Genomic DNA, 1,653 nt, shown 5'->3' on the forward strand with positions numbered 1-1,653 from the left:
ACGCAGAAATAGAAAAAGCAGGGTTTCCCCTGCTCTCTCGTGCCGGTTTACCCGTGAGAAGCTAGACCGGCATTCAATCCACACATGGAGACAAAACCATGAAAATTGAAGTTAGCATAATTACACCAACCGCCGGTTTTGTAAAGCTGGCACCGAAAAAACAACAGCGGGTAAACCGTCCGGCGATAGCGATAAACGATATCACCGAAACCTGCAAAGCGCGGGGCCGACACATTGCCAAGTGTCAGCTTAAAAAACAGTCGGTGAGAATTCCGGCTATGCGTGTCAGTGAGTTAGGGCAGGTACTCCGAACTCTGGAACTTAAACGGGCCTATGCCTGATTAATCACGCCGCTCCTTTATGGGGCGGCATTACTACAGAATCGGAGTTGATCATGAGCCAAGAACAAATGAAAGCCCTGCTCGAAAGTTGTCTTTATGCGTTTAATGAGATGCCAAACAATCAACTGAACGGTTGCGATTATCCTTCAACGTATGCGTTGGCGGCAGCATTACAGCGGGCCTTAAATGTGTCTAAGCACCGGGGAGAGTAAGCGTGTCACAACTGTCATTTGATGCCTTATTCAGTGCGCCAGAGACATCGAGCTTAGAAACAGTAGTTATGCCAGTGAATAAGCCTAAACATATTCCTGCACGTATTTCCCCTCAATCGTACCCAGCAGTTGATCATTACCGGCGCGAGTTTGTGAAAATTTTCAAAGAAACCGCGCGATATCATCACCGGTATGAGGTTTTTCGTGATTTTGTCACTGTGTCAGCGATTGCGCTTGAAAATGCCTGCTTAAAGTCCCCAAAACTGGAGGAGGAATATTTCGCAGTTATCGCCCGTTACAAGACAGAAGATCTCACCCGATTTGCACAGCTACACGCGCAGATTGTGATGGGATTGGAGGCCAGTATGTGCGATTTTTTGGGCAGTATCTTTATGGAGTTAGAGCTGGGCAGCGACCATATGGGCCAGTTTTTTACACCGTCATATCTGTCTGACCTGATGGCAGGCCTTACGATTGGCGATCGGATAGCGGAGCTGGAACACATACCCTATATCACAATGGATGAATGTACCTGTGGGGCAGGGGGGATGGTGATTGCAGCGGCTAAGTATATGCTGGAAAAGGGCTGTAACCCGCAAAAAAAGCTATTGGTGTTCTGTACCGATATTGATCCGGTGGCGGCGCGGATGTGTTACATCCAACTTTCCCTACTGGGAATTTCAGCCTGTGTGCGGATAGGTAACAGCTTAACGCAAGTCATCCAGCGCACAATGCATACGCCATTCTGGTATATGCGATTTGTTCCCTCACGGCACTAAGGAGACTGGCAGGGGCAACTCTGCCGGTAATGTTCGGCCTATCTGCGAAGATAACTCAGCCGCGCAAAAGGGCAGGGACTAAACGCCGCTGTGGCTTCGCCACGGCGGTTTTACGTCCTGAATGGCTCTCGATTGCTTTATTATCTGTTCGTTATTCTTTTGGTTTACATCGTTATTGCCTTCTCCCTCTTAATGCTTCTCATCGAGTGCTCTCTTATCGGGATCTGCCTGCTGCGGTGCTTCAAATTGTGGATTTGCAGTAAACGTGCCGGGTGCTTTTGGGCGTCCGGGCGGGCTGTCATGCTGCGCACAGAGCCAGCA

Annotated in this window: 3 protein-coding genes; all 3 read left to right on the forward strand. The window is 49.2% G+C overall.

The features are described 5' to 3' along the window. The first annotated feature begins 98 nt into the window (after positions 1-98). Genes AEP37_RS23615 through AEP37_RS23620 form a run of 3 tightly spaced genes read left to right on the forward strand, consistent with a single transcriptional unit; the run spans position 99 to position 1,332 of the window. Positions 99-341, forward strand: coding sequence for a hypothetical protein (locus AEP37_RS23615; protein ID WP_082170910.1), 243 nt, complete (start codon positions 99-101; stop codon positions 339-341). Between the two features lie 53 nt (positions 342-394). Then, positions 395-553, forward strand: a complete 159-nt coding sequence (locus tag AEP37_RS26415) for a cobalamin biosynthesis protein CbiX (protein ID WP_156168773.1) — start codon at positions 395-397, stop codon at positions 551-553. Between the two features lie 2 nt (positions 554-555). Continuing rightward, positions 556-1,332 carry an N-6 DNA methylase gene (locus tag AEP37_RS23620; RefSeq protein ID WP_049615617.1) on the forward strand — a complete coding sequence of 259 codons (777 nt, stop codon included), beginning with the start codon at positions 556-558 and terminating at the stop codon, positions 1,330-1,332. Positions 1,333-1,653: the final 321 nt, after the last annotated feature.

This window comes from Yersinia pekkanenii (assembly GCF_001152565.1).
Lineage (GTDB): Bacteria > Pseudomonadota > Gammaproteobacteria > Enterobacterales > Enterobacteriaceae > Yersinia > Yersinia pekkanenii.

Bases quoted from the DNA above. Each gene is read 5' to 3' on its own strand.
- AEP37_RS26415 (WP_156168773.1), top strand. From the start codon at position 395: ATGAGCCAAGAACAAATGAAAGCCCTGCTCGAAAGTTGTCTTTATGCG.
- AEP37_RS23615 (WP_082170910.1), top strand. From the start codon at position 99: ATGAAAATTGAAGTTAGCATAATTACACCAACCGCCGGTTTTGTAAAG.